The organism is Flexivirga sp. YIM B11880 (genome assembly GCF_058148645.1).
In genome coordinates this window covers 75,020-95,681 of the sequence record NZ_JBMAMH010000002.1, presented here as the reverse complement: position 1 = coordinate 95,681, position 20,662 = coordinate 75,020, and the positions used below count along the sequence as shown (strand labels likewise).

Annotated in this window: 18 protein-coding genes and 1 riboswitch; of the genes, 6 read left to right on the top strand and 12 right to left on the bottom strand. The window is 68.6% G+C overall.

Annotated features, from left to right (window positions below; genetic code table 11):
• Window positions 1-110 precede the first annotated feature (110 nt).
• From ACN8HC_RS04995 to ACN8HC_RS04985, 3 genes are read left to right on the top strand one after another with little or no spacing between them, the layout of a single operon-like run.
• The gene (locus ACN8HC_RS04995) at window positions 111-1,913 is read left to right on the top strand and encodes an MFS transporter (protein WP_490073775.1); all 1,803 of its coding nucleotides are present in this window, start codon (window positions 111-113) and stop codon (window positions 1,911-1,913) included.
• A 7-nt stretch (window positions 1,914-1,920) separates the two neighbouring features.
• Window positions 1,921-2,937, top strand: coding sequence for a cytochrome c oxidase assembly protein (locus ACN8HC_RS04990; protein WP_490073774.1), 1,017 nt, complete (start codon window positions 1,921-1,923; stop codon window positions 2,935-2,937).
• Window positions 2,938-2,940: 3 nt separating this feature from the next.
• A complete protein-coding gene (locus ACN8HC_RS04985; RefSeq protein ID WP_490073773.1) occupies window positions 2,941-3,630 on the top strand; it encodes an HD domain-containing protein in 690 nt (229 codons plus the stop codon).
• 28 nt (window positions 3,631-3,658) lie between these two features.
• Here the strand turns inward: ACN8HC_RS04985 and ACN8HC_RS04980 are convergent, their stop codons facing one another.
• Together ACN8HC_RS04980 and ACN8HC_RS04975 are read right to left on the bottom strand one after the other, a co-directional pair.
• Window positions 3,659-5,026, bottom strand: coding sequence for an aspartate aminotransferase family protein (locus ACN8HC_RS04980; protein ID WP_490073772.1), 1,368 nt, complete (start codon window positions 5,024-5,026; stop codon window positions 3,659-3,661).
• Between the two features lies 1 nt (window position 5,027).
• Entirely contained in the window at window positions 5,028-6,518 is a 1,491-nt protein-coding gene (locus ACN8HC_RS04975; RefSeq protein WP_490073771.1) for a CoA-acylating methylmalonate-semialdehyde dehydrogenase, read from the bottom strand.
• Between the two features lie 63 nt (window positions 6,519-6,581).
• On the opposite strand from ACN8HC_RS04975, the gene ACN8HC_RS04970 reads away from it, so the two are divergent.
• Window positions 6,582-7,922, top strand: coding sequence for an aminotransferase-like domain-containing protein (locus ACN8HC_RS04970; RefSeq protein ID WP_490073989.1), 1,341 nt, complete (start codon window positions 6,582-6,584; stop codon window positions 7,920-7,922).
• Between the two features lie 27 nt (window positions 7,923-7,949).
• Here ACN8HC_RS04970 and gdhA read toward each other — a convergent pair whose 3' ends face one another.
• Window positions 7,950-9,299: an NADP-specific glutamate dehydrogenase gene (gene gdhA / locus ACN8HC_RS04965; RefSeq protein WP_490073770.1), complete on the bottom strand. Its 1,350-nt coding sequence runs from the start codon at window positions 9,297-9,299 to the stop codon at window positions 7,950-7,952.
• A gap of 174 nt (window positions 9,300-9,473) precedes the next feature.
• On the opposite strand from gdhA, the gene ACN8HC_RS04960 reads away from it, so the two are divergent.
• Complete coding sequence (locus ACN8HC_RS04960) at window positions 9,474-10,652, top strand: lanthionine synthetase LanC family protein (RefSeq protein WP_490073769.1); 1,179 nt, start codon at window positions 9,474-9,476, stop codon at window positions 10,650-10,652.
• A 7-nt stretch (window positions 10,653-10,659) separates the two neighbouring features.
• Here the strand turns inward: ACN8HC_RS04960 and ACN8HC_RS04955 are convergent, their stop codons facing one another.
• From ACN8HC_RS04955 to rpsO, 3 genes are all read right to left on the bottom strand, one after another.
• Window positions 10,660-11,613, bottom strand: a complete 954-nt coding sequence (locus ACN8HC_RS04955) for a methyltransferase domain-containing protein (RefSeq protein ID WP_490073768.1) — start codon at window positions 11,611-11,613, stop codon at window positions 10,660-10,662.
• A 129-nt stretch (window positions 11,614-11,742) separates the two neighbouring features.
• On the bottom strand, window positions 11,743-14,208 hold the full coding sequence (locus ACN8HC_RS04950; protein WP_490073767.1) for a polyribonucleotide nucleotidyltransferase: 2,466 nt from the start codon (window positions 14,206-14,208) through the stop codon (window positions 11,743-11,745).
• A 176-nt stretch (window positions 14,209-14,384) separates the two neighbouring features.
• Entirely contained in the window at window positions 14,385-14,654 is a 270-nt protein-coding gene (rpsO, locus tag ACN8HC_RS04945) for a 30S ribosomal protein S15 (RefSeq protein ID WP_490073766.1), read from the bottom strand.
• 190 nt (window positions 14,655-14,844) lie between these two features.
• Here rpsO and ACN8HC_RS04940 point away from each other — a divergent pair, with 190 nt between their 5' ends.
• Window positions 14,845-15,357 carry a MarR family winged helix-turn-helix transcriptional regulator gene (locus ACN8HC_RS04940; RefSeq protein WP_490073765.1) on the top strand — a complete coding sequence of 171 codons (513 nt, stop codon included), beginning with the start codon at window positions 14,845-14,847 and terminating at the stop codon, window positions 15,355-15,357.
• A gap of 130 nt (window positions 15,358-15,487) precedes the next feature.
• Here the strand turns inward: ACN8HC_RS04940 and ACN8HC_RS04935 are convergent, their stop codons facing one another.
• The 6 genes from ACN8HC_RS04935 to ACN8HC_RS04910 all read right to left on the bottom strand — a co-directional run bounded on the left by ACN8HC_RS04935 (window position 15,488) and on the right by ACN8HC_RS04910 (window position 20,646).
• Complete coding sequence (locus tag ACN8HC_RS04935; protein ID WP_490073764.1) at window positions 15,488-16,744, bottom strand: prenyltransferase/squalene oxidase repeat-containing protein; 1,257 nt, start codon at window positions 16,742-16,744, stop codon at window positions 15,488-15,490.
• A 68-nt stretch (window positions 16,745-16,812) separates the two neighbouring features.
• Window positions 16,813-16,965, bottom strand: a riboswitch (cobalamin riboswitch).
• Window positions 16,936-17,358 (bottom strand): nucleoside-diphosphate kinase, encoded by a 423-nt coding sequence (gene ndk, locus ACN8HC_RS04930; RefSeq protein WP_490073763.1) that lies wholly within the window; start codon window positions 17,356-17,358, stop codon window positions 16,936-16,938. (Overlaps the previous riboswitch by 30 nt.)
• A gap of 49 nt (window positions 17,359-17,407) precedes the next feature.
• A complete protein-coding gene (locus ACN8HC_RS04925) occupies window positions 17,408-18,343 on the bottom strand; it encodes an undecaprenyl-diphosphate phosphatase (protein ID WP_490073762.1) in 936 nt (311 codons plus the stop codon).
• Window positions 18,340-18,732, bottom strand: a complete 393-nt coding sequence (locus ACN8HC_RS04920) for a DUF4233 domain-containing protein (RefSeq protein ID WP_490073761.1) — start codon at window positions 18,730-18,732, stop codon at window positions 18,340-18,342. The genes ACN8HC_RS04925 and ACN8HC_RS04920 overlap by 4 nt, the downstream gene beginning before the upstream one ends.
• Window positions 18,729-20,120: a bifunctional folylpolyglutamate synthase/dihydrofolate synthase gene (locus tag ACN8HC_RS04915; RefSeq protein WP_490073760.1), complete on the bottom strand. Its 1,392-nt coding sequence runs from the start codon at window positions 20,118-20,120 to the stop codon at window positions 18,729-18,731. The genes ACN8HC_RS04920 and ACN8HC_RS04915 overlap by 4 nt, the downstream gene beginning before the upstream one ends.
• On the bottom strand, window positions 20,113-20,646 hold the full coding sequence (locus ACN8HC_RS04910; RefSeq protein WP_490073759.1) for a GNAT family N-acetyltransferase: 534 nt from the start codon (window positions 20,644-20,646) through the stop codon (window positions 20,113-20,115). Before ACN8HC_RS04910 ends, ACN8HC_RS04915 begins: the two co-directional genes overlap by 8 nt.
• Window positions 20,647-20,662 lie beyond the last annotated feature (16 nt).

Below are 20,662 nucleotides of genomic sequence, written 5' to 3'. Positions count from 1 at the left end.
ACCGGGACTCCTTCCATTCCGGTGCTATATTATTCATTACCTAGGTTAACGATTTGTATGACGCCTGACCGCTCCCCGAACGACACACAACCCGAAGGCCCGCACCGACGATGACCGAAGCACCCACCCCCGATCTGGGCAACCAACGCGTGCGTGGACCGCGCCGCCGCGTCGAGGCGGACCACCCGCACTACAAGTGGGTCGCGCTGTCCAACACGACCCTCGGGGTCCTGATGGCGACGATCAACTCCTCGATCGTGATCATCTCGCTGCCCGCGATCTTCCGCGGGATCAACCTGAACCCGTTGGCAGCCGGCAACATCAGCTACCTCCTCTGGACGCTGATGGGCTACCTCGTCGTCTCCGCCGTCCTGGTCGTCACCCTCGGCCGGCTCGGCGACATGTTCGGCCGGGTCAAGATGTACAACCTCGGGTTCGTGGTCTTCACCGTCGGCTCCATCCTGCTGTCGCTCGACCCGGCGTCCGGCGGCACCGGAGCCATGTGGATCATCATCTGGCGCGTCGTCCAGGGCATCGGCGGGGCCATGCTGATGGCCAACTCGACCGCGATTCTCACCGACGCGTTCCCCGCCACCCAGCGCGGTATGGCGCTCGGCATCAACCAGGTCGCGGCGATCGCGGGGTCCTTCCTCGGCCTGATCATCGGCGGCGTTCTCTCCGAATGGGATTGGCGCGCGGTGTTCTGGGTCAGCGTGCCGATCGGCCTCATCGGCACCATCTGGGCCTACAAGTCGCTGCACGAGCTCGGCGCCAAGCGCGGCGGCCGGCTCGACCTACCCGGCAATCTCACCTTCGCGATCGGCGTCACCGCGATCCTCGTCGCGATCACCTACGGCATCCAGCCCTACGGCGGCCACACGATGGGCTGGACCAGCCCGTGGGTGCTCGCCGGCCTGATCGGCGGCACCGCGCTGCTGGTGGTCTTCTGCATCGTCGAGACCAGGGTCGACAACCCGATGTTCTCGATGAGCCTGTTCAAGATCAAGGCGTTCAGCGCGGGCAACTTCGCCGGGTTGCTCGCGTCGATTGGTCGCGGCGGGATGCAGTTCATGCTGATCATCTGGCTGCAGGGCATCTGGTTGCCGTTGCACGGCTACAGCTACGAGTCGACGCCGCTGTGGGCCGGCATCTTCCTGCTGCCGCTCACCTGCGGGTTCCTCATCGCCGGGCCGCTGTGCGGCTTCTGGTCCGACCGGTTCGGCGCCCGGGCCTTCGCCAGCGGCGGGCTGCTGATCAACGCGGCGACCTTCATCGGGCTGATGCTGATCCCGGTCAACTTCCACTACTGGCTGTTCGCCCTGTTGCTCTTCGTCAACGGCGTCGGCTCCGGCATGTTCTCCGCACCGAACACGACCGCGATCATGAACTCCGTCCCCGCGAACGAGCGCGGCGCTGCCTCCGGGATGCGCGCCACGTTCTTCAACGCCGGCACCTCGCTGTCGATCGGCATCTTCTTCTCGCTGATGATCGCCGGCCTCTCCCAGAACCTGCCGACCGCCATGCGCTCGGGTCTGGTCGCCCAGCACGTCCCCGCCGCGGTCGCCGATCAGATCGCCGGGCTGCCGCCCGTCGGCTCGCTGTTCGCAGCGTTCCTCGGCTACAACCCGATCCAGAGCCTGCTCGGGCCCACCGGCGTGCTGGGCAAGTTGCCGGCGTCGAACGCCTCGACGCTGACCGGCAAGGAATTCTTCCCGCACCTGTTGTCGGGGTCGTTCCACGATGGCCTCGTCGTCGTGTTCGTCGCCGCCGCCGCGATGATGATCGTGGCCGCGATCGCGAGTCTGTTGCGTGGCAGCAAGTACGTCCACGACGATCTCGCCGGGACCGGGACGGGCAGCGGGCCGACGCCGGACGCCACGCCCCCAGCCGATATTGCGGTTGGTCGGCGATAATCGGTCGGTGACCGATCTCGCACCCGGACCACTCAGCACCTCCAGTTGGTGGACCGCCTGGCGGTTCGACGCGGTCGGCGTGGTGCTCGCGGTGCTGCTGGTCGCGCCATACCTCTGGCTCTTGGTGTCCGCCCGGCGGCGCGGAGTGCGCTGGCCCTGGTGGCGCGTGGCGTCATACCTCGTGCTCGGCGTGGGCACGCTGATCTACGTCACCTGCGGGGTCGTCGGCGTCTACCGCCAGACGTTCATGTGGATGTTCGCCGCCCAGGTCGGCGTGATCGGCACCGTCACTCCCGTCGGGCTCTCGGTCGGGGATCCGCTGCGGCTGCTCGCCGCTGCGCGAGGGACGACGGACACGGCGGTGCATCGCGTCTTGCAGTCACGCGCCGCGCGGGTGCTCACCTTTCCCGCGGTGAGCTTCCTGCTCGACCTCGCCGGGATCCTCGCGATCTTCTTCACTCCGTATGGCGATCACGCGGTCCGCTCGTCGCTGATCGGCACGTTGCTCATCCTGCAGTTGCTGATCGTCGGCCTGCTCTACGTGCTGCCGACGCTCGGCGACGACCTGCTGCCGGACTGGGCCACTCCCCCGGTACGGACCTTCCTCGCGTTTCTCGACGGTGTCGCCGATGCGGTGCCCGGCATCCTGGTGATGACCGCGAACTCGCTTCTCTTCCAGCACTTCCCGGGCTTCTCACACGCGGCGGACGCGTTGCGCGGCGGGTTGAGCCACACGATGGACCAGAAGTATGCCGGCGGCGCGCTGCTCGCGGTCGCGGAGTCCATCGGTGTGCCGATGATCGCCGCCGTCTTCATCGAGTGGATGCGTCACGACGCCGACGAGGCACGTGCCACGGACGCCGAACTGGACCGCGCCGAAGCGGAGCGGGCCCTGCCCAGCCCGGACGCCGCCACAGACGCCGCTGATGACGCGCAGCCTCCGGCCGAGCAGCAACCGACCGACCAGCCGTGGTGGCTCACCGACCCGCGGCTGGCCGACCGCTTCGGTCGCCGCGACGATTGAGCCATGTCCCATCCCCTCGCCCACGCCTGGGTGGCCGACGTGGCCGCGCTGGCGCCGGCCGCCGACAAGGCAGCCGTGCGGCTCGCCGGCAGCGGCCTGGTGGCGCGCTGGGCGGAGCCCCACCGTCGCTATCACACCCGGCAGCACCTGACCGAGATGCTCTCCGCCATCGACACCCTCGGTGCGGCGGCCGGCCTCGACGCACGGATGTCGTGCGTCGCGCGGGTGGCCGCCTGGCTGCACGACGCGGTCTACGACGTCCACGCGGCACCCGGCGACAACGAACGCGCGAGTGCGGGCGTCGCGCGAAAGCTCTTGATGTCCTTGGCCGTTGACGAAAGCGACGTCCGCGTGGTCGAAGAGCTGATCGTGCTCACGATCGACCATGGCACCGGTCTGTCCGGCCCGCTCGCGGACGCCTTCACCGACGCGGACCTGGCGATCCTGGCGGCGCCGCCGGACCGGTTCGACGAATACTGCGTCCAGGTGCGTGCGGAGTACGCGCATGTGCCGGAGGCGGCATACGCGACGGCACGCAGCGCGATCCTCACCGCACTGGTCGACCGGCCGGAGGTCTACCGCACGGCATACGCGCGCGCCACCTGGACCGCGGCAGCTCGCAGCAACGTCCGCCGCGAACTGAGCAGGCTCGTCATTGCGCGGAGGTTTCCCCATGCCAGGCGGGCGGAATAGCTCCCGTCTGACATGGGAAAACTGCGGATCAGCCGGTCGTGTGCTGGTCGGCCACGTCGAGCGCAGCGTCGATGACGTCGAGGCCGGCGCGCAGCTCCTCCTCGCCGACCGTGCACGGCGGCACCACATGCGTGCGGTTCATGTGGATGAACGGCCAGAGCCCGTTCTTCTTGCACGCGGCCGCGAACGCCGTCATCGGAGCCGCAGCCTCCCCCGAGGCATTGAACGGCACGAGCGGCTCACGCGTCTCCTTGTCCTTGACGAGCTCGACCGCCCAGAACATGCCGAGCCCGCGCACATCGCCCACGCTCGGGTGCTTGGCCTTCAGCTCCTGCAGCCGCGGCTCGACCACCGTCTCCCCGAGCTTGCGCACGTTGTCCAGGATGCCCTCGTCCTCGAACGCCTTGATCGACGCCACCGCGGCGGCGCAACCGAGCGGGTGACCCGAGTAGGTGAGGCCGCCCGGATAGGGCTCGTCGGCGAAGCGTTGGCAGGTGGCCGGCCCGAGCAGCACCCCACCCAGGGGGACATAGCCGGAGTTGACGCCCTTGGCGAAGGTGATCAGGTCAGGCACGACGTCCCAGTGCTGGATCGCGAACCATTCACCGCACCGGCCGAACCCCGACATCACCTCGTCGGCGATGAGCAAAATGCCGTATTCGTCGCACAATTCGCGCACGCCGGCCAGATAACCGGGCGGCGGGACCAGGATCCCGTTGGTGCCGACCACCGTCTCCAGCACGATCGCAGCGATGGTCGACGGCCCCTGCAACTGCACGACGTCGCGCAGATGCTGCAGTGCGCGTTCGGTCTCCTGCTCCGGCGACTCGCTGTGAAACGGGGACCGGTAGGGATAGGGCCCGAAGAAGTGCACGACCGACTGCCCGGTCGGCGTGTTGGGCCACCGGCGGGGATCACCAGTGAGCGCGATGACGCCGTTGGTCGCGCCGTGATAGCTCCGGTATGCCGCCAAGACCGTGGGACGCCCGGTCTGCAGCCGCGCCATCCGGATGGCGTGCTCGTTCGCGTCCGCGCCGCCGTTGGTGAAGAACACCCGGTCCAGGTCGCCGGGCGCCCGTTCGGCGATCAGCCGGGCGGCTTCGCCCCGCACGTCGTTGCCCAGTGCCGGCGCAATCGTCGCAAGCCGAGCAGCCTGCTCCTGGATCGCTGCGACGACCTTCGGGTGACCATGGCCGATATTGAGGTTGACCAGTTGCGAGGAGAAGTCGAGATAGCGATTGCCGTCGTAATCCCAGAAGTACGAACCGGATGCGCCCGCCACCGGCAGGGTGTTGAGGTGCGCCTGCGCACTCCAGGAGTGGAAGACGTGATCACGGTCGTCTGCCAGCACCTGCTCGGCAGCAGCGGCGTCCAGCTCACCCCGGTCGGCGCTCATGTCAGTGGTCTCCGTTGGTCGGGAAGCCCAGGTCGATCTTCGAGGTGCCCGGGTCGGGCCAGCGGCTGGTGACCACCTTGCGACGGGTGCAGAAGTTGATGCCCTCGGGTCCGTACATGTGTGTGTCACCGAAGAGCGAGGCCTTCCAGCCGCCGAACGAGTAGTAGCCGACGGGCACCGGGATCGGAACGTTGACGCCGACCATGCCCACCTGCACGTCAAACTGGAAGCGGCGCACCGCGCCACCGTCACGAGTGAAAATGGCTGTGCCATTGGCGAATTTGTGGCTGTTGATCAGCTCGAGTCCTTCGTCGAACGTGTCGACCCGGACGACGGCGAGCACCGGACCGAAGATCTCGTCGGTGTAGGCCACGTTCTCGGGGCTCACCTCATCCAACAGCGTGCAACCGAGGAAGAAGCCGTCCTCGCTGCGGCCGGTCCGGCCGTCGACGACGACCTTCGCGCCCTCCTGCTCGCCGCGGTCGATGTAGTCGACCACCTTGTCGCGGTGAGCAGCGGAGATCAGCGGCCCCATCTCCGAGCCCTCCTGGTCGCCCGGGCCGATCCGCAGCGACGGCAGCCGGTCCTTGATCGCATCGATCAGCGGGTCGGCGACCGAGCCGACGGCGACGATGACCGAGATCGCCATACAGCGCTCCCCCGCAGCACCGTATGCCGCCGAGACCGCAGCGTCCGCAGCGACATCCAGGTCGGCATCGGGCAGCACCATCATGTGGTTCTTCGCCCCGCCGAGCGCCTGCACCCGCTTGCCGGCCTTGGTGCCGGTCTCGTAGATGTACTGCGCGATCGGGGTGGATCCGACGAAGCTGACGGCGTCGACGTCAGGGTGCTGGAGCAGTCCGTCGACCGCGACCTTGTCACCCTGGAGAACGGTGAAGACGCCGTCCGGCAGACCCGCCTGCTGCCACAGCTTGGCCAGCAGCAGCGATGCGGACGGGTCCTTCTCGCTCGGCTTGAGGATGAACGCATTGCCGCAGGCGATCGCGTTGGCGCACATCCACAGCGGCACCATGAGCGGAAAGTTGAACGGTGTGATGCCGGCGATGACACCGACCGGCTGCCGGATCGAGTAGACGTCGATGCCGGTCGACGCCTGCTCGGAGAACTCGCCCTTCATGAGATTGGCGATGCCACAGGCATATTCGACGTTCTCCAGGCCGCGGGCGACCTCGCCGGCGGCATCGGCCAGCACCTTGCCGTGCTCCGCGGTGACCAGCGCGGCCAGCTCGTCGCTGTGTGCGGCAAGCAGCTCGCGGAAGGCGAAGAGAACCTTGGTGCGGGCAGCGAGCGAGGTCAGCCGCCAGGAGTCCGCCGCGGCTCGGGCAGACACGACGGCGGTGTCCACGTCCTCCGTCGTCGCGAGCGTCAGTTCGGCGGTCTGCTCACCGGTGGCCGGGTTGAAGACCGGAGAGGTCGAGGTCGATCCACCTGCAGTGAGGCGGCCATTGATCCAGTGCTGCACGTGTTCCATGACGGCAACACTACGTGCCACTAGTTGCCGACACAATAGCGATTATGTACTGTCACATACGTGATGAAGCTTCTCCAGGCGCATCTGACCGAGCCGACATCCCGCGGTCTAGCCGATGCCGTGGCGCGTGCGGTGGCGACTGGATCGCTCGAAGCGGGAACGCGGTTGCCACCGATCCGCGTGGTCGCCGAGACGTTGCAGCTGTCACCTACGACGGTGAGCTCGGCGTGGGCCACCCTGCGCCGCGCCGGGACCATCCGCACCGAGGGCCGGCACGGCTCGTTCATCGCCGGCACCGGGGCCGCGGCCGCCGACGGCCGCTACCGGCGGGCCATCGGCAACGCCGTGCAGTTCCGGCTGGATCTGTCGACCGGCGTGCCGGATCCGGCCCTGCTGCCCTCGTGGAGCAGCGCGCTCCGCGCCCTGGGAGACACCTCTACCCCGCACAGTTATCTCGACGACCCGGTCGTTCCGGCGCTCGCCGAGACCATCCGCACGACGTGGCCGAACGCCGCCGAACGGTTGACCATCGTCGACGGCGCCACCGATGCGGTCGCGTCGCTCCTCGCCGTGCTCGGCGGATTCGGCAGCCGGGTCGCCATCGAGAATCCGGCCTTTCCACCGTTTCTCGATCTGCTCGAGAGCTCGGGGATGCGGCCGCTGCCGCTCGCGCTCGATGAGCACGGCCCGCGCCCGGACAGCCTTTCCGGCGCACTGTCGGAGGGCGCCGAGATCGTCCTGCTGCAACCGCGCGGCCAGAACCCCACCGGTGTGTCGCTCACCGCGAGCCGCGCGCGCGAACTCGCCCGAGTGCTGGCCGGAAGCGCGGCCATCGTGGTCGAGGACGACTCTCTCGACGCGATCGCGAGCACCGACCTGGTCAGTCTGAGCAGCCATCTGCCGGATCGTGTCCTCCACGTGCGCAGCTTCTCCAAGGCCTACGGCCCGGACCTGCGCCTCGCTGCGGTCGGCGGACCCGAGCGGCTGATCCGAGCCCTGGAGCAACGCCGTCAGCTCGGTCAGGGCTGGAGCAGCCGGTTGCTGCAGCGCCTGCTGCTCCAGTTGCTCACCGACACCGGCACCCAGCAGGAGGTGGCGAACGCGCGAGCGGCATACGCACGCCGGCGCGAGTCGCTCGTCGACGCGTTGGCTGCGCACGGGGTCCGGGTGGGTGGCGACGACGGGATCAACGTTTGGGTGCCGGTCCTCGACGAGGTGTCCGCGCTGCAGAGCCTGGCTGCGAAAGGCATTGGTGCTGCGCCGGGTTCGCCGTTCCAGATCGAGAACGGCGAGCGACCCGGACCACACATCCGGGTCACCTGCGGTCTGCTGGCGGAGGGCATCCGCGACGTCGCCGAAGCGCTGGCGGCGGCGGCGAAGGCGGGCGGCCCGATCAGTCGGTGACGCCGGTCAGCACCCTGCCGCGCTGGATCAGACGACGCCGAGGGCCACCATCGCGTCCGCGACCTTGATGTATGCCGCCAGATTGGCGCCGATCACGTAGTCCCCCGGGTGTCCCACGGCGTCCGCCTGCTCGACGCACGTCGCGTGGATGGTCCGCATGATGTCCTGCAGGCGTTCCTCGGTGCGCTCGAACGTCCACGAGTCGCGGCTGGCGTTCTGCTGCATCTCCAGCGCGCTGGTCGCGACCCCGCCTGCGTTCGCCGCCTTGCCCGGTGCGAAGAGCACCCCCGCGTCCCGCAGGATGTCCGCGGCGCCCGGCGTCGTCGGCATGTTCGCACCTTCGGCGACCAGCCGAACGCCGCCCGCCACGAGCGTCTTGGCGTTCGGCTCGTCCAGCTCGTTCTGCGTCGCGCACGGCAGCGCCACCTGACAGGGCACGTCCCAGATCGAGCCGTCGGCGACGAAGCGGGCTCGGTCGCCGACCTGATCGACGTACTCCGACACCCGCCCGCGACGGACTTCCTTGATGCCCTTCAGTATGTCGAGGTCGATCCCTCGCTCGTCGACGACGTAGCCGCTCGAATCGGAGACGGCGACGACCCGCGCGCCGAGCTGCTGCGCCTTTTCGACCGCGTAGATGGCGACGTTGCCGCTGCCGGAGACGACCGTCGTCCTACCGTCCAGGGAGCTGCCGTGGGCGGCGAGCATCTCCTGGGCGAAGAAGACCGTGCCGTAACCGGTCGCCTCGGTCCGCACCTGTGACCCGCCCCAGCTCAGCCCCTTACCGGTGAGCACACCGGACTCGTAGCGGTTGGTGATGCGCTTGTACTGCCCGAAGAGATAGCCGATCTCGCGACCGCCGACGCCGATGTCACCGGCGGGCACGTCGGTGTATTCGCCCACGTGCCGGTAGAGCTCGGTCATGAACGACTGGCAGAACCGCATCACCTCCGCGTCGCTGCGGCCCTTCGGGTCGAAGTCGGAGCCGCCCTTGCCGCCGCCGATCGGCATACCGGTGAGGGCGTTCTTGAAGATCTGCTCGAACCCGAGGAACTTCACGATCGACAGGTTGACGCTCGGGTGGAAACGCAGGCCGCCCTTGTAGGGGCCGAGGGCGGAGTTGAACTCGACCCGGAAACCGCGGTTGACCCGCACCTCACCGGTGTCGTCCACCCACGGCACGCGAAAGATGATCTGCCGCTCCGGCTCGCAGATGCGTTGCAGGACCGACCACTGCGTGTAGTGCGAGTGCTTGTCCGCCAAGGGCGTCAGGCTCTCCATGACTTCGTGGACGGCCTGCTGGAACTCCGGCTCCCCCGGATTGCGGGCGAGCACGTCGTCGAACATCGGCCGGAAGGTCTCGTGCAGGGAGCTCACGGGACGGCACTCTAGATCTTCCCAGCAAAGTATGCTTCTGGTGTCCACGACTCGTCGTCGTGACCTTCGGCACGGGACGTCCGGGGTCCGCCGGGCCTAGGGTCGGAGGGTGCGGATGATCGATCGGTTGCACCGGACGCGTGCCGTGCTTCCCGCGCTCGACCTGGACCTCGTATGACGGTCGACGACGTGGAGTCACTCGCCCGGTCGGCGGCCGACTGGCTGGCCGACCCTGCGACCTGGGATGTTGCGGATCCGACTCTCTACCACGGCATCTCGGGCATCGTCCTCGGGCTGCACGAGGCACGGGTGCACTTCGGGGACGATCGGTTCGGCACGGCCGTCGAGCACGGACTCGACCTGGTGTCTGCACAGGTCGACCGGACGGACAACGCATCGCTCTACTTCGGTCTGGCCGGTATGGCGATGTGCCTGCGCCAGCTCGGCCGGGACGACGCGGCCGGGCGCGCATTGACGCGGCTGCGAGCGGCGTTCGACGGGGTGCGTTGGAACGAGATGTTCGAGTTGCTGATGGGCAATGCGGGCATCGGGCTGGGCGCGCTGCATGCGGGAGATCTCGAGCTTGCGGTGATGGCGGTGACGCCATACCTCACGACCGCGGACCGCACAGACCATGGCGTCAACTGGCCGGTGCGGCCGAGTCCGCCCCGATCGCATCACCTGGCACACGGCACGCTCGGCATCGCGTTCGCGCTTGCCATGATCGGCGACGCGGCTGGCCAGTCCGACCTGGTGGATCTGTCCATCCAGGCGACTCAGGACGTGATCTCCCGCAACACGGCGGGACCAGCGGAGTTCCTCGTGCCGCACTCGGATCCGCCCCACCGGCCGGACATCATCGAGCGCTACAGCTACGGCTGGTGCAACGGACCCGCGGGCGACGCGCAGCTCTTCCGGCTGCTCGCTCAACTGACCGGTGACGCGTGCTGGGGCGACCTGCAGGACCGGTGCTGGACCACGGTGGTCGGCTCCGGCCTGCCGGAGCGACGGCGACCGGGCTTCTGGGACAACAACGGACGCTGCTGCGGTACCGCTGGGGTGCTTGCGACGTCGTGCGACCGGATCGTCGAACGCGCCGACGACTTCAGCTTCACCGACCGGCTCGTCGCGGATCTGCTGGCTCGGGCGACCGTCGACGCCCAGGGTGCCCGATGGTCCAACGTCGAGCACCGAGCCGCTCCCCCGGAGCTGCCACCCGCGGCCGGCTGGGCCATGGGCAATGCGGGCATCCTTCGCGAATTGCTCCGCTATGTGCGGCTGCGGCGCGGCACCGGCAGCGGCTACGCCGTGCAGTGGCCGGACCAGGCTGCGGCGGCCCGTACAGCTTCGTGATCGTCGGTCAGCGGCTCCTCGTCTTCTTGGGACGCCGGCTGCGCCGCACGATGTATGCCGTGGGCGTGACGCCGTTGTAGCGGATGACCCGCTCGCCCGCGATCTTCAAACCCCTTGCATGCGCGACGGATTCGGCGAAGATCCGCTTGTCGTCGGAGAGCAGCACCGCCCGGCCGTCGGCGCTGAGCACGCGCTCGATCTCCCGCAGGATCGCCGGATAGAGCGTCTTGTTGAGCTCGTTGCTGCCGATCCGCTTCCCGAACGGTAGATCGCTCACCACGCGGTCGACGCTGCCGTCCTCGAACGGCAGAGCTGCCGCATCTGCCTGATATACCGAAACACGTTGCCGCAGACCCAGATTGGCGACGTTCTCGGCGCCAAGGCGAGTCGCCACGGGGTCCTGCTCGACGCTGATGGCCGGCCCGCCCCGGACGAGCGCGTCGACGATCGGGACGGTGCCGACACCCGCACACGGGTCGAGCAACGTGTCCCCATCGCGCAATTTCGCCAGCCGCACCAGGCCGGACGCCACCGGTCCCGGCGTCGTCGCCGGCAACCGCTGTAACTGGCCGAACCGCATCGACCAGTGCCACGGCCCGAGGTCGACGACGCCCCCGTCGACGTCGATGTTGAGGAGCCAGTCGCGGGGATCGTTGGTCCAGCCCAGGCTCTCGAAGCGGCCGATCCAGTCCGCCCGGACAGCCGGATCCGCTGCCTGCACACGGAAACTCGGCGCGGGCACGCCGAGCAGCTCGGCCGCTGCGACGACCGCCGCTTCCCCGTCCAGCGGGACGCTCACGCGCTCGACCATCGCGGGCAACTGCTCTCGTTCGACCGGATCAGTGCACCGAATGGTGCCGGGTTCGACGAGGTCGGAGCGGACGCCGTCGCGGTCCCGCAGGTCGCCCCGCACGAGGTCTTCCAGACCCGCCGGGCAGGCGAACAGCAGCGGGGTCGTCATAGCGGCGAGCCTAACGACCGCAAGAACGCGAAACGGCCCGGCATACGCAGGAATGCGCACACCGGGCCGGACCTCGATACGCTCGCTCGTTCCTCGCGAGCTACTCGGCCACCGTGAGGTATGCCGGGGTCAGTCCTCGACCGCGACCGGCTCGGCGCCGGCGTCCGCCGACTCCTCGCCGTGCTCGCCACCGTCCTTGCCACGACCGCGGCCACCGCGACGGCGATTGCGCTTGCGCGGCTCACGGGCCGACGTCTCGTCGTCGGACGAGGCGTCCTCGGACGAAGCATCGTCGGCTGCGGCAGCCGGCGCGTCGTCGGCGACGACGGCCGGAGCGGCGACCGAGGCCGGAGCCGGCTCGGCTGCCGGGGCCGCTTCGGCAGCGGCAGCGCTGTCCGCGGAGCCACCCTCCTCGACGACGGCCAGCGACAGCTTGCCGCGCGGGTCGATCTCCTTGAGCTCGACCTGGACCTTCTGGCCGATCTTCAGCACGTCCTCGACGGCGTCGATCCGCTTGCCGCCGACGAGCTTTCGCACCTCGGAGATGTGCAGCAGACCGTCCTTGCCCGGCAGCAGCGACACGAACGCACCGAAGGTCGTCGTCTTCACGACGGTGCCCAGGAAGCGCTCGCCCACCTCGGGCATCTGCGGGTTGGCGATCGCGTTGACCGCGGCACGGGCCGCCTCGGCGGACGGGCCGTCGGTCGCACCGATGTAGACGGTGCCGTCGTCCTCGATGGACAGGTCGGCGCCGGTGTCCTCCTGGATCTGGTTGATCATCTTGCCCTTCGGGCCGATGACCTCGCCGATCTTGTCGACCGGGATCTTCACCGCGATGACGCGTGGGGCGTAGGGCGACATCTCGTCGGGAGCGTCGATCGCCTCGTGCATCACGTCCAGGATGTGCAGGCGCGCGTCGCGAGCCTGGGTCAGTGCACCGGCCAGCACGTCGGCGGGGATGCCGGCGAGCTTGGTGTCCAGCTGGATCGCGGTGACGAACTCCCGCGTGCCGGCGACCTTGAAGTCCATGTCACCGAAGGCATCCTCGGCGCCGAGAATGTCTGTCATCGCTGCATATTCGGTCTTGCCGTCAACCTCGGCGGAGACCAGACCCATCGCGATGCCGGCCACCGGCGCGCGCAGCGGCACACCGGCGTTCAGCAGCGCCAGGGTGGAGGCACAGACCGAGCCCATCGACGTGGAACCGTTGGAGCTCAGCGCTTCCGACACCTGACGGATCGCGTAGGGGAACTCCTCACGCGTCGGCAGCACCGGCATCAGCGCCCGCTCGGCGAGCGCGCCGTGGCCGATCTCCCGGCGCTTCGGCGAACCGACCCGGCCGGTCTCACCGGTGGAGTAGGGCGGGAAGTTGTAGTTGTGCATGTAGCGCTTGCGCGACACCGGCGACAGCGTGTCCAGCTGCTGCTCCATACGGAGCATGTTCAGCGTGGTGACACCCAGGATCTGGGTCTCGCCGCGCTCGAACAACGCCGAACCGTGCACCCGCGGCAGCACCTCGACCTCGGCCGACAGCGCGCGGATGTCCGCCAGGCCACGACCGTCGATGCGGACCTTGTCGCGCAGGATGCGCTCGCGCACGAGCTTCTTCTGCACGGCGCGGTATGCCGCGGAGATCTCCTTCTCCCGGCCCTCCAGCGGCTTGCCCTCGCCACCGAGCTCCGCCTTCAGCTCGGACTTGAACTCGTCCAGCTGTGCCTCGCGGTCCTGCTTGTCCGCGATGGACAACAGGTCGCGCAGCTTGTCGGCGGCCGCGGACTCGACGGCGGCATACGCGTCGTCCTCGTAGTCGAGGAAGAGCGGGAACTCCTGCACCGGCTTCGCGGCGGTCTGCGCCAGCTCGCTCTGCGCCTCGCAGAGCACGCGGATGAAGGACTTCGCGGCCTCCAGACCCTGGGCCACGACCTCCTCGGTCGGCGCCTGCTTGCCCTGGTTCTTGACCAGGTCCCAGGTCGCCTCGTTGGACTCCGCCTCGACCATCATGATGGCGACGTCATCGCCGACGATCCGGCCGGCGACGACCATGTCGAAGACCGAGTGCTCCAGGTCGGAGTAGTTCGGGAACGCAACCCACTGGCCGTCGATCAGGGACACACGGGTGGCACCGATCGGACCGGAGAACGGCAGTCCCGAGATCTGCGTCGACGCCGAGGCGGCGTTGATCGCGAGCACGTCGTACTGGTGGTCCGGGTTCTGGGCCAGGACGGTGATGACGACCTGGACCTCGTTGCGCAGGCCCTTGACGAAGGCCGGACGCAGCGGGCGGTCGATCAGCCGGCAGGTGAGGATCGCGTCGGTCGACGGGCGGCCTTCGCGACGGAAGAAGCTGCCCGGGATCTTGCCCGCGGCATACATCCGCTCCTCGACGTCCACGGTCAGCGGGAAGAAGTCGAACTGGTCCTTGGGCTGCTTGCCCGCGGCGGTAGTGGACAACAGAGTCGTCTCGTCGTCCAGGTAGGCGACGACCGCACCCGCGGCCTGCTTCGCCAGACGGCCGGTCTCGAACCGGACCGTGCGAGTGCCGAACTTGCCATTGTCGATGACGGCTTCGGCGAAAGTGATTTCTGGACCCTCCATTGGGCCCTCCTGTTCTTGTTTCTGGCCACGCATCGTCGTTGTGCGTGGTTTCTCTCCTACTACTACGGATGTATGCCGGGCACGGCCGCTTCCTGTCGGGCCGCCTGCGGCATCACCCGCCTACGACAGCAAGGCGGCTACCCGTGGTAGCCGCCTTGCTGGCGTTGGTGTGAAATTCAGCGACGCAAACCCAGTCGCTTGATCAGCGCGCGGTAGCGCTCGATGTCGACCTCTTCGAGGTAACGCAGCATGCGCTTGCGCTTGCCGACCAGGAGCAGCAGGCCACGCCGGCTGTGGTGGTCGTGCGGGTGCTGCCGCGAGTGCTCGGTGAGATCCTTGATGCGCTGCGTCAGCATCGCGATCTGCACCTCGGGCGAACCGGTGTCGCCCTCTTTGGTGCCGTATTCGGTCATGATCTGCGCCTTGGTGGCGGTGTCCAGAGGCATGAGTGGGCGATCTCCGTTCTTCGTGTGGTTGCGCGGTGCACCTGGGCATTTCCACCAGGGCGCTCTTGGTCCGCGGCCGGTTTCACGGCCTTGACAGGTTATCAGCCCGGGGCGTGCCGCCCCTAATCGACGCCGGCCCGGGCGAAACGCGGTGCGGACGCCGCCGACGGCATACGTTCTAATGTGCCTCATGGGCAAGTCTGGGAAGACCGAGCGGAGCCGCTACGAGACCGAGGTGGCGGCGTATGTCGCGGCCGGCGGCGACGAGCAGGTCCAGCGTGTCATCACCGCCGTCCACGGGCTGGCCCGGCGGCTGTCGCAGTGGTACACCCAGCAGTTGTCCGCCCTCGACCTCTCACCGGGCGAGTGGGCGGTCATCCGCTACCTGGCTGCCGAGGCGGACGACAACATCTCCACACCGTCCCAGCTGGCCGACGCCGCCGCGGTGGCGCCATCCTCGATGACGCACCGGCTGGACCGGATGGCCAAGCGCGGCTTGATCGAACGAACCCCGGACCAGCACAACCGCACGCGCATCCTGGTGCAGCTCACCCGCGACGGCTGGGAGATGTTCCGTCAGGTGATCCGACAGGGCGACATGGTCGAGTCCGACGTGCTCGCGCAGGTCCCGCAAGCCCAGCGCGCCAAGCTCGCCCAACTGCTCGAGCTGGCGATCGCCGGACTGGACGACGCACTGAAGTAACGCGCAGCGACTCGCGCGGCCTCCCTTTGCCGAGAGGCTCAGAAACACATCGAGAGGCTCAGATATCCGGTGCGATGCACCCGGATTTTCTGAGCCTCTCGGCGTTGTGTGAGCCTTTCGGCGTTGAGGGTCAGCGGTTCGAGCGGAGCCGGCGACGCAGGCCGGCACCGGCGAGTGCGGCGCCGCCGAGCAGCGCTGCTCCCGCGAGCAGCACCCGGCCGTTGCCGGGCTGCTGCGGGCCGTCGGTGATGATCGGCGGACCGGTGGTGGTCGACGTCGCGGTCGCCGTTGCCGTGGCCGTCGAGCTGTCGGTCGGCGTGGACGTCGGCGTGGAGGTCGGGCTGGCAGTCGCACAGGAGAGCGCAGGCGCCGTGGCGGCCCCGCCGGCCCTGATCGTCAGGTAAGGCTGCTGGGTGAACGCGAGCACCGCCTGTGTCGTCGCGCGGCGCTCCTGGTCGCTCACGGTGGCCTTGCCGCCCGCCGCCTTGACGGCGTCGAACGCCTTCCGGTCGAAGGCGAAACCACCGCGCAGGGCGCTCGGTGCCGAGCAGCCGAACTGCAGGCTCGCGACGAAGCTCTTGGCCTTCGCCGCCTCCGCGGACCTGCCCGCCACCGCGAACGCGACCGCCGCCAGTCCGGTGCTGTTCGCGTTGGCCGCTGCCTGCGCGGCCGGCTCGATGACACCACCGTCCGCCTGCTGCTTGCGGACGAGGAAGTTCACCGCCTTGGTCACTGCTGCCTGGTGCCCGCCCGCCGCGCTCAGCGCCTGCACGGCCAGCGACGTCGCGTCCGTGTCGCCGGTACACGAGCCGGTGAACGACATCCGGAACCCACCGTCGGAGCACTGCTGCTTGGCCAGGAAACCGACCGCGGCCGGGTCCGGCTGTCCGGCGCGCACGAGCCCGATCACCCCGAGCGACTGCCCGATCGCATTGGAGTAGTCGCCGTACGCCGACTTGTCCTTGAACTGCCCGCTGGGCTGCTGCAGGGACTTCAGCTGCTTGACGTAGCCGCTCGTCGGCAGGCCCTGCGCCTCGGCGAAGACGAGCAGCTTGGCGGTCGCACCGGCATACAGGTCCGTGCCGTAGGAGTTGTACGACGCGGCGTTCTTGGCGACGTATGCCGCGGCGCGCGCCGCCTCGTGCTGCCCGCTGTGCGCGGAGTCGAGGGCCAGGACACCGTCGATCGTCAGCCCGTAATCGGCGTAACCGCTGACCGTGAAGTGGTCTCCCCCGGCCGCCAGCTGGCTCGCGAGGAAATGACCCGCGGTGCCGGCGTCAGGAGTTGCGGCGTGCGCCGGCGCGGCCGTCACGAGACCGGTGAGCCCGGCACCGGCCAGGGTGAGAGCACCCGCGAGACCCGCACGGGTGAGGAGCGAAGCTGTCATTTGGTTTGCCTTCCACGAGATCACGCGGCCCGCAGAGGTCAACCGCCGACGTGCTCGCGGGGCCGCGACGAGCTCGTCGTCGGACGCCAGGTTTTCCGGCTCGCCGGACACGGATTCCGTGTGCGGCATACGGTTGCGGGTCAGCGCCGGATTTGCACCGGCTTTCCCTGTGGTTGCGTCCGAAGCGGAGCCTACCGGCAAAGCTCCGGGAACCAGATGCCGATCTCGCGTTCGGCGGATTCGGGCGAGTCCGAGCCGTGCACGATGTTCTGCTGCACGGCGAGACCCCAGTCCCGGCCCAGGTCGCCGCGGATGCTGCCGGGTGCCGCCGCGGTCGGGTCGGTGGCGCCGGCGAGCGCGCGGAAGCCCTCGATGACGCGCTCTCCGCTGACGACGGCGAAGACGGCCGGACCACCGGCCATGAAGTCCACGAGCGGCTGGTAGAACGGCTTGCCCTCGTGCTCGGCGTAGTGCTGCGCGAGCCGGTCGCGGTCGGCGGTCATGACCTGCAGCGTCTGGAGGGTGTACCCCTTGGCCTCGATCCGGCGCAGCACCTCACCGGTGAGGCCGCGTGCGTAGCCGTCGGGCTTGACGATGACGAGGGTGCGTTCCATGACGCACATTCAATCGGACGGCTCGTATGACGCCTCGCCCGGGCGTGGCCTAGGCCGCGATCTTGCCCATGACGAGCATGCCGAAGAGGAAGACCGCGAGCGCGATCCGGTAGTAGACGAACGGCCGGAAGTTGTGGGTGGAGATGTACCGCATGAACCAGGCGATCACGGCGTACCCGATGCCGAAGGCGAGCAGGGTGGCGACGGCGGTCTGACCCCACCCGTCACCGTCGCTCCCGTGCAGGTCCTTCAGTTCGAAGAGCCCGGACAGGACGACGGCGGGTATGGCGAGCAGGAACGAGTAGCGGGCGGCAGCGCTGCGTGTGTAGCCCATGAACAGACCACCGGAAATCGTTCCGCCGGAACGGGACACGCCGGGGATCAGGGCAAGCGCCTGCCATAGACCGAAGCGGATGCCGTCCTTGGCGTCCAGGTCCTCGAGAGTCTTGCCGTGCTGTTCCACGGGGGTGAGCTCACCCGTCCCGTCGATCGCGTCGTTCACCGCGTCACCGGGGGCGGCACCGACCGGCACGGACACGTGCCGCGAGGAGGACGACCGAGTCTTCACATCGGCCGTCGCGTCGGCGACCGCGATGACGATCGCGAAAACGAGCAGCATGCTGGCGGTGACCCACAGGTTGCGCAGCGGGCCTTCGATGAAACCCTTGAAGACCAGCCCGAGGACGCCGATCGGGATGGTGCCCACGATGACCAGCCACCCCATCCGGGCGTCCGGCTCGGAGCGTGGCACCTTCCCCGCCACGGACAGGCCCCACTGCTTGATGATCCGCACGATGTCGCGCCAGAAGTAGACGATGACGGCGGACTCGGTCCCCAACTGGTTCACGGCGGTGAAGGCGGAGCCGCCGCCGTCGTTGCCCCAAAAGAGCCGGCCGACGATGAGTTGGTGCGCCGAGGAAGAGACCGGCAGGAACTCGGTCAGCCCCTGCACGATCCCCAACACGATTGCTTCGAGCCAGGTCATTCTCCGGATATCTCCTCGTGACGGGCGGTCAAGGCGTCCATCTTTCGGCCCTGGACCAGGGCCGTGACCCAGAGTGCCAGGAACATCAGGCCGACGACGAACATCATCGGCAACACGAAGCCCGCGAGCAGGGTCGCGATCTCGACGATCCAGCCGAGCGTGACACCCCAGGGGCGGCGCAGCGTGCCGGCAGCGACGGTGCACAGGACCGCCAGCACCAGCCCGACCACCAGGTATGACGTGTGGGCGTCGTCGTGCTGGGCGTTGGCGATCGCCCAGGCGACGAGAGCACCGAGGAACACCGCGACGGTCTGCGAGCCGACGACGATGCCGGCGAAGCGGCGGGTCATACGCTCGCCGACGCCGTGGACCAGGACGTTCCCGATCACGTTTCAGTGACCCCGAGCAGGGCACGCACGTCGGCCGCCGTGGTGATCGAACCGGTGGCCAGCACACCGCCCGACACGCCGCCCTCGTCGGCGAGTTCGGCAGCACGGTCGATGCCGTCCGCGAGATTGGGCACGACATCGACCCGGTCCTCACCGAAGAGGCCCACCGCGATCTCGCCGAGGTCCTCCGGGCGCATGCTGCGGTGCGAGGAATTGCGAGTGACCACAACGTGGTCCAGCACCGGCTCGAGCGTGGACAGCATGTCCTCCGCGTCCTTGTCGGCGAAGATGGCCAGCACGCCGATCAGCCGGCTGAAGGTGAAGGAGTCGTTCAGCGCGTCCCGCAGCGCGCGCACGCCGGCTGCGTTGTGAGCGGCGTCGACGAGCACGGTCGGTGAACGCCGCACGATCTCCAGCCGTCCCGGCGAGTCGAGGTCGGCGAGCGCCGCACGCAGCAGCTCGATGTCGAGAGAACGCTCCCCTCCCCCGAGAAACGCCTCGGCGGCGGCGACCGCCGTCGCGACGTTGTGCGCCTGGTGTGCGCCGAAGAGCGGCACGTAGAGCTCGGGGTAGACCGCCGCAAGCCCTTGAACGGTCAGTTGCTGCCCGCCGACCGCCTGGTCGCGCTCGAGCACCTCGAAGTCGACGGTTTCGCGCCGCGCCGTGCCGCCGACCTCGGCGACCCGCTCTGCGATCAGCTGGTCGACGCCCGGCTGCTGCTCCCCCACGACGGTGATCGACCCCGGTTTGATGATGCCGCGCTTCTCCAGCGTGATCTCCTCGACCGTGGACCCGAGCAGCCGCGTGTGGTCCAGCGAGACCGGGGTGATGACCGCAACCGCGCCGTCGGCCACGTTGGTGGCGTCCCATTCACCGCCGAGGCCGACCTCGACGATCGCGACGTCGACCGGCGCGTCCGCGAAAGCGGCGTATGCCATGACGACCAGGATCTCGAAGTAGGTTGTCGTCGGCTCACCGGCCGCGCGCGCCTCGGCGTCGATCAGCTCCACGTAGGGCAGCACGTCATCGTAGGTGGCGATGAAGCGCTCCGGGTCGATCGGCTTGCCGTTCAAGGCGATTCGCTCGCGCACGTTGTGCAGGTGCGGCGAGGTGAACCGCCCGGTGCTGAGGCCGGTCTCGCGCAGGATGCGCTCGATCGCGCGCGTGGTGGTGGTCTTGCCGTTGGTGCCGGTCAGGTGCACGAGCGGGAAGGTTCGCTGCGGGTCGCCGAGCAGCTCCATGATGCGGCGCACCCGCTCCAGGGACGGCTCCGGACTGGACTCCGGTGTGCGGGCGAGGATTGCCTCCTCCACCTCACGCAGCCGCTTGCGAACCTCGAGGTTGCGCGCCGCTTCGCGTTGCGCGGCGTCCGGTCGACCACTAACCATGGGCTTCATCCAACACTGCGTCGTTCGGGTCGTCGGTCAGCGGGAGGCGGATCCACACCGAATCAGGCACTCCGCCGCCGGTGCTCTCACGGGCGGTCTCGGTGAACCCGTAGTGCTCGTAGAAACCACGGGCCTTGTCGTTGCCGTCCAGGTAAGAGAGCACGATCTCGTCATACCCGTCGGCCTTCGCCCGGGCGATCGCCGCGCGCATCAACATCCCGCCGACGCCGAAGCTCTGGAACTCCGGCAGGACGTAGAGCTTCCACAGCGCCAGGTGGCCGTCGAGCGGCCCGACCGAGGTCATCCCGATGATCCGGCCGTCGTATTCGGCGACGGTCACCCGGCCGGCGCGGATGGCGGGAATGGTCGCGTCCGCGGTCCACCACTTGGCCAGCCCCATCGCCACGTAGTCTTCGCCGGCGATCGGGCCGTAGGTCACCGGCCAGGTCTGCTGGCCGACCGCGATCACGTCCTGCAGGTCGTCACCGGTCGCTGCGCGCAGCAGCACGCCGCTCGCAATTTTCATTTCGCCGTTCGCTCCT